The sequence below is a fragment of the Micromonospora sp. NPDC049102 genome (assembly GCF_043197485.1).
Classification (GTDB): Bacteria; Actinomycetota; Actinomycetes; order Mycobacteriales; family Micromonosporaceae; genus Micromonospora.
The window spans coordinates 34,702-41,295 of the sequence record NZ_JBICTE010000046.1 but is presented as its reverse complement, the minus strand read 5'-3'; the positions used below and the strand labels follow the sequence as shown (position 1 = coordinate 41,295).

At 72.0% G+C, this 6,594-nt stretch carries 6 protein-coding genes and 1 pseudogene; 5 read left to right on the top strand and 2 right to left on the bottom strand.

The window, feature by feature from the left end:
* A pseudogene (locus ACGFH9_RS29340) lies at positions 1 to 365 on the bottom strand (DUF222 domain-containing protein); the annotation flags it as partial.
* Positions 366 to 845 (bottom strand): helix-turn-helix domain-containing protein, encoded by a 480-nt coding sequence (locus tag ACGFH9_RS29335; RefSeq protein WP_355619234.1) that lies wholly within the window; start codon positions 843 to 845, stop codon positions 366 to 368. It abuts the pseudogene before it with no gap.
* A 702-nt stretch (positions 846 to 1,547) separates the two neighbouring features.
* Between ACGFH9_RS29335 and ACGFH9_RS29330 the strand changes: the two genes are divergently transcribed.
* From ACGFH9_RS29330 to ACGFH9_RS29310, 5 genes are all read left to right on the top strand, one after another.
* Positions 1,548 to 1,721 (top strand): hypothetical protein, encoded by a 174-nt coding sequence (locus tag ACGFH9_RS29330; RefSeq protein WP_393225624.1) that lies wholly within the window; start codon positions 1,548 to 1,550, stop codon positions 1,719 to 1,721.
* Positions 1,718 to 2,773 (top strand): glycosyltransferase family 4 protein, encoded by a 1,056-nt coding sequence (locus tag ACGFH9_RS29325; RefSeq protein WP_393225621.1) that lies wholly within the window; start codon positions 1,718 to 1,720, stop codon positions 2,771 to 2,773. The genes ACGFH9_RS29330 and ACGFH9_RS29325 overlap by 4 nt, the downstream gene beginning before the upstream one ends.
* A 130-nt stretch (positions 2,774 to 2,903) precedes the next feature.
* Positions 2,904 to 4,040, top strand: a complete 1,137-nt coding sequence (locus ACGFH9_RS29320) for a glycosyltransferase (RefSeq protein WP_393225619.1) — start codon at positions 2,904 to 2,906, stop codon at positions 4,038 to 4,040.
* Entirely contained in the window at positions 4,037 to 5,089 is a 1,053-nt protein-coding gene (locus tag ACGFH9_RS29315) for a glycosyltransferase (protein ID WP_393225616.1), read from the top strand. Before ACGFH9_RS29320 ends, ACGFH9_RS29315 begins: the two co-directional genes overlap by 4 nt.
* Positions 5,086 to 6,576: a glycosylase gene (locus ACGFH9_RS29310; protein WP_393225613.1), complete on the top strand. Its 1,491-nt coding sequence runs from the start codon at positions 5,086 to 5,088 to the stop codon at positions 6,574 to 6,576. Before ACGFH9_RS29315 ends, ACGFH9_RS29310 begins: the two co-directional genes overlap by 4 nt.
* The last annotated feature ends 18 nt before the right edge of the window (positions 6,577 to 6,594 follow it).

Sequence of the window (6,594 nt, the reverse complement as noted above, 5' to 3'; positions counted from 1 at the left end):
CTCACCTCCACTCGATCAATCAGCGCCTCACGGCGCACGTGGGCGTCGCACCAGCGAGGTGGGCGGTCGCAGCAGGGGAACGCGCAGCCGCGGTCGCGCAGGACGAGTGTCCGACGCAGTGGCCCGGTGATCAGGCGGCGTTGTCGGCCGACGTCGAGGACCTGGCCCGTGCCGCCGAGGACGGTGGGCAGGATGGCGGCGTCGCAGGCGATGCGGCGCACTGTCTCCGGGGTCAGCGTGGGGCCGGTGTCGAGAAGACCGCTGCTGAGCTGCCGGGTCAGTGTGTCGTAGGTGGTGGTGACGACGATCTGGGCGGGGTCGCCGCCGTTGGCGGGTAGCTCCCCGGTGCGCAGGGCGAGTCGACATCAGTCGCGACGGATCAGGCCTGGCCCGGCGGTGATGTCGATGTCGCCGCTTCCGACGTCGTGCCCGGCGGCGCAGCGCAGTACCGCGCGGACCGGTTCGCCGCAGTCGTGGTGGGTGGCGAGGATGCCGGGGCCGGCCTCGTCGGCACTCCAGGTGTCGCCCCAGTTGCGCAGGGCGGTGATGACGGGCAGCAGTTCCTGGCCCTTGCGGGTCAGTTGGTACTCGTGGCGGGTGCGCTGACCCGGCTCCCGGTAGGGAATTCGTTCGAGCAGGCCGGCGCCGACCATCTCCTTGAGGCGGGCCGCCATGGCGGGCTCGCCGACGCCGACGCGGCGGACGAAGTCGTCGAAACGGCGTGTGCCGAGCAACGCCTCACGCATGATCAGGATTGTCGACCGGCTGCCCACGATGTCCATCGCCCGTGCGACGGAGCAGTTCTCCATCGACCAGGATTCGCGGTCGTCCCGTAGGTCCTCCATGTCACCCAGACTACCTGGCTTACGGCAAGGCTAGCCAGGTGATTAAGGGGCGCTGCTACGACAGTTCGCGGCTCCCGGCCGGTGACTCGACCACCGTGATCTGGATTCCCGGCGCGTACACCCTGGTCGTGGCGAGTCTGGTGCTGTCCGCCGCCACCCGTGGCCGTCCGAGGGTGCGGTCATGGCGATCCGCCGCCTTCCGATGGGGTGCCCGATCCAGCTGACTGCCGGAGTGGAGGGCCGAGGGCGGGCCGGCGACAAACCGTCGCGGGTCCGGCGAGCCGGTGCGGGGAGAGGTCGGCCAGCGGTGCCACGGGAAGCTGGCGACCGGGTCGATGGGTGTATGGCGGCGAGTGACCCCAGCGTACGCCTGACGGCCCGCACCGCCGTTTGAGCGGCTTTTCGACGAGCCGCGCCCCGGTGCGCGTGCAGCCGCCCAGGCCGGGGCGTAGGCTGGTCATGTCGCCCGGGCCCCCGGTGGCCGCCGTCTTTCGCCGCCACCAGCCCGTCAGGGGCGTTATCGATCTTCTCCCACCGCTGCCGCATGTTGGTCGTCGACGACCAGCCAGGGCTCGGCCTGTCGGATTCACCGGCTCACCGCGCATCCGGGTCCGCGTTGCTGGCCGCGGGGACGTTCCGCCCACGCTTTCACATCCCGTCCAGGCGCGTTCCGGTCTGGACGGCTCAACCAGGGAGCACCAGATGAGGATCGCCAAGCACAGGATCGTCAGCGCGTTACGCGGTCGGGGCCAGCAGGCCAGGGCCGACTGGGTCGAGCGTGAGTTGCCGGAGCGGGTGGATCCGGTCAAGCACTCCGGACTGCTCGCCACCCTGCACCTTGATGCAGCCGAACTCGTCGACGTGCCATCCCCGTGAAGGTTGCGCTGCTCGGGCCGATCGCCTGGCGTACGCCCCCGTACCACTACGGCCCCTGGGAGCAGGTGACCGGCCTGCTCGCCGAGGGTCTGGTCAGCCGCGGCGTGGACGTGACGCTCTTCGCGACGCTGGACTCCGTCACCTCCGCACGGCTCGACGGCGTTGCTCCCCGGGGGTACGCCGACGCCCCGGACCTGGACGGCCGGGTGTGGGAGGCGATGCACGTCTCCCACGCGTTCGCCCGCTCGGCGGACTTCGACCTGGTGCACAGCCACCTCGACTGGCTGCCGCTGGCGTTCGCGCAGCACTGCCACGCTCCACTGCTCACCACCGTGCACGGCTTCTCCGGTGCTCAGATCCTGCCCGCCTACGCCCGAGCTGCGTCGTCATACGTTTCGATATCGGATGCCGACCGTGCCCCGGAACTCGACTACGTCGCCACGGTGCGGCACGGCGTGGACCTCGCGGGTCTGCCGTTCGCCCGGGACGCCGGCCCCGGCCTGGCCGCGTTCGGTCGGATCCACCCCGACAAGGGCACCCACACCGCCATCGAGATCGCCCGCCGCGCCGGCCGAACGCTGACCATCTGCGGCATCGTCCAGGACGAGCGGTACTTCGCGGAGCAGGTGGCTCCGCACATCGACGGGGACCAGGTCGTCTTCCTCGGCTCGGTCGGCCCACGCCGACGCGCCGAGGTGCTGGGCGGCAGCACGGCTCTGCTGCACCCGGTCGCGTTCGACGAACCGTTCGGCCTGTCGGTGGTGGAGTCGATGGTCTGCGGCACGCCGGTCGTCGCGTACGCGCGGGGATCCATGCCGGACGTCGTCGACGAAGGCGTCACCGGCTGCCTCGTGCACACCGTCGAGCAGGCTGTCGACGCGGTGACCCGGGTTGCTGGCCTCGACCGGGCCGCCTGCCGGGAACGAGCCCGGCAACGCTTCGGCGCGGACCGGATGGTGACCGACTACCTCGCCGTCTACGACCGCCTCATCCGCCGCGACGCCGTGCCCGTCGAGCGGCCGGTCGTTCCCGACCAGGCGGCCGTGCTCTGACTGCCACCCTCAGCTGATCGCCCCCGAACACGTTCCGCCGGTCACACACGCTGACCGACGTGCGCCGTCACCGCGTGAGGCGTGCCCCCGTAACCGCGGTGGCGGCCGACGACCGGAAGGCTCAACGTTCATGCTCAGCTACGGATTCCTCAGCACCCACCCGCCGACGCGGTGTGGACTGGCCACCTTCAACTCCGCCCTCGCCGCCCAACTAACCGCCGACGGCACGTGCGGTGGGATCGTGCGGGTCACCGACCACGGCGACGACCAGCGGCCCGTTCCCGGGGTGGTACACACCTGGTCGGCGCGGAGCCCGGCCGGATGGCGGGACGCCGCAGCCGCCCTGAACACCTTCGACGTGGCCATCGTCCAGCACGAGTACGGCATCTACCCGGGCACCGACGGCGAGGACGTTCTGCCGTTGCTGCGCCGGCTCACCGTGCCGAGCATCGTGGTCCTGCACACCGTGCTGCGCGAGCCCACCGCTCGGCAGAAGTCCCTGCTGGAGCAGATCGTGACCGCCGCCGGGGCGATCGTCACGATGACCGACACCGCCCGCGACCGGCTGCTCATCGGCTACGACGTGCCGGTGGGGAAAGTGACAGTAATCCCGCACGGTGTCGCTGAACTCGCCGGTGTGCCGGTCGACCGGCGTACCCGCCCGCACCTGCTCACCTGGGGACTCATCGGACCTGGCAAGGGCATCGAGTGGGCACTGCGCGCCCTCGCCCGCTTGCAGGACCTGGAACCGACACCCACGTACACCGTCGCAGGACGGACCCACCCGAAGGTGATCGAGCACCACGGCGAGACGTACCGGGCGCGGCTGCACCGGCTCGGCGCCCAACTGGGGATCGCGCACGCCGTGGACTACCAGGACGTCTACCACGATCAGCAGGCCCTTGGTCGTCTGATCCGCTCCGCCGATGTGGTCGTGCTGCCGTACGACTCCCGCGAACAGGTCACCTCCGGAGTGCTCATCGAGGCGGTGGCCGCCGGAGTGCCCGTCGTGGCCACGGCGTTCCCGCACGCCGTCGAGCTGCTCACCGGCGGGCCCGGTCTGGTCGTACCCCATCAGAACCCGGCGGCGCTGGCCCTGGCGGTCCGGCGGATCCTGACCGAGCCGGGCCTGGCGGCTCGGCTGGCCGGCCGGGTGCGGCCGCTGGCCGCGGATCTCCGCTGGCCGGCGGTGGCCGCCCGCTACGTCACCCTCGCCGAACGGCTCACCGACGTACGTCCGCCCGCCGTCAGCGTGGCCTCGGCATGACCGCGACCGCCGGCCGTTCCCGGGCAACTTCCGGCAGGCGGTGGGTGACCGCGCCCGCGCCCAGCTTCGCGCACCTGGCCCGGCTGAGCGACGACACCGGCCTGTTCGAGCACGCCCGGCACGCCATCGTCCGCCGCGAGCACGGGTACTGCACCGACGACGTGGCCCGCGGCCTTGTCGTCATCTGCCGCGAGCCGGAGCCGACCGAGGAACTCCTGCGGCTCGCGGAGAGGTACCTCGCGTTCCTGACTCACGCACAGGACGCCGCGGGCGCCTTCCACAACCGGCTCGGACTCGACCGGCGCTGGACCGACGAGCCCGGACTCGGCGACTGGTGGGGCCGAGCGTTGTGGGGGCTGGGCACGGCCGTCGCCCGCAGTCCCGCCGCCTGGGTACGGGAGGAGGCGCTGGTCGCCTTCAGCCGCGGGGCGACGCGGCGGTCAGCCGCGCCGCACGCGATGGCCTTCGCCGGGCTCGGCGCGGCCGAGGTGCTGCGTCGCCATCCGGGCCACGTGACCGCGGCAGCCTTGCTGGCGGACGCGGCCAGCGCCGTCGGCGCGCCGGACCCCGACCTGCGGTGGCCCTGGCCGCAGCAGCGGTTGACGTACGCGAACGCGGCGCTCGCCGAGGTCGTCATCGTCGCCAGTCAGCTACGCCACGGTGGACCGCCCATCGGCGAGGGCCTGCGGATGTTGGCCTGGCTGCGGGACGTCCAGGTCCGCGACGGGCGACTGTCCGTCGTACCGGCGGCAGGGTGGCGACGCGGCGCCGTACGGTTCCACCACGACCAGCAGCCGATCGAGGTCGCGGCCCTCGCGGACGCCTGCGCCACGGCCGCCACGGTCACCGGTGACCCCTCCTGGGAGGACGGGGTACGGCAGGCGATCGGGTGGTTCCTCGGCGACAACGACGTCGGCACGCCGATGTGGGATCCGGACACCGGCGGCGGGTACGACGGGCTGACCGCGCACGGTCCCAACCTCAACCAGGGTGCCGAATCCACTCTCGCGCTCATCTCCACCCTGCAGCACGCCCGGCGGTGGTCGTGACCGACGTCCTGGCCGTCCGGCAGGACGTCACCCTCACCCCGGACCCCCGCCGGGTCGTCGTCAAGCTCTTCGTCCCGGGCGAGGACGCGGCGGTGGTACGCACTCGCGCGCGGGCGCTCATCGAGCGTGTCGCGCACCTCGACGACGAGGAGACCGCCCGGCTGCTGCGGGACACCCTCGACCGGTTCGGTGCTCGGCACCGCGACCTCGAGGCGACGTTCCACCATCACTACGACCTCGTGCGGCACCGCGCCGCCCGGACCGGGGATCTCTCGTCCGCCAGCCGGCTCCTGGTCGGTGCCTACTTCAGCCACGAGTACGCGGTCGAGGCCGCCGCCCTGTGCAACCCGTCGATGGTGGCCCACCCCGACCAGAGCCGGTTGAGCGCCGGGCAGTTGCGCGCGGCGGTCAGCCTCCGCCAGATCGGTGAGGGTCACCTGTCGTCCATCGGATTCGCCAGCGCGGTCCTCGGGCCGGGGCGCCGGCTCGCCGTCACTGACCGGTCCGGCCCGCTGGTCGTCGGAGAGCGGACGGGAGTGCGGCACCGCCGGGACCTGCTCGTGGCCGGCCTGGCCGAGGAGGATTGCGACAACGAGGTCACCGCCACGGTGTTGAGCGCGCTGCCCGACCAATACGACGAGGCGACCTTCGAGTGGGTGCTCGGTGCTCTGCCGCCGGACCTGCTCTCCCGCAGTACCGCGCCGGACACGCTGGAACGACTACGCCGGACCAACGCCGGCAGCTACGCCACGTCCTTCCCCGCGGAGACGGTGCTGCACCAACGCGTGCTCTGGCCAGCCATCCCTGCGGAGAGCAACGGCATGGAGGACGCAAGATTCGTCCGGTGCACCGACGGCTCCGATCCGTTGTACCGCGCCACCTACACCGGCTACGACGGCCGGAGCATCGCGACCCGTGTGGTGGCCAGCGCCGATCTGCGCCACTTTGAGATGTCCCCGATGCGCGGCCCGGGGGCCCGTAACAAGGGGATCGCGCTGTTTCCTCGTACAGTCGAGGGTAGGCGCCTGGCCCTCTGCCGCGCCGACGGCGAGACGATCGGTCTGACCGTCCTGGATGCCGACAACCGCTGGCTAGCGCCGGTTGCGCTGCACCAACCACGGGACAGCTGGGAGCTGATCCAGGTCGGCAACTGTGGGTCCCCCATCGAGACCGAGGCGGGCTGGCTCGTGCTCACCCACGGTGTCGGCCCGATGCGTCGGTACGCGATCGGCGCGCTTCTGCTCGATCTGCACCGGCCGGAACGGGTGGTCGCGCATCTCCCCGGCGTGCTTCTGGCCCCCGAGCGGTCCGACCGGGACGGCTACGTGCCGAACGTCGTCTACTCCTGCGGCGGGCTCATCCACGACGGCGAACTGTGGCTGCCGTACGGCGCCAGTGACGCCCGGGTCGGCTTCGCCACCGTGCCGGTGGCCGCCCTGCTCGGGGCGATGGTGCACGCGCCGCCCCGGCGCGGCCGGACCGACTGAGCGTCGAGCGCCCGGCGC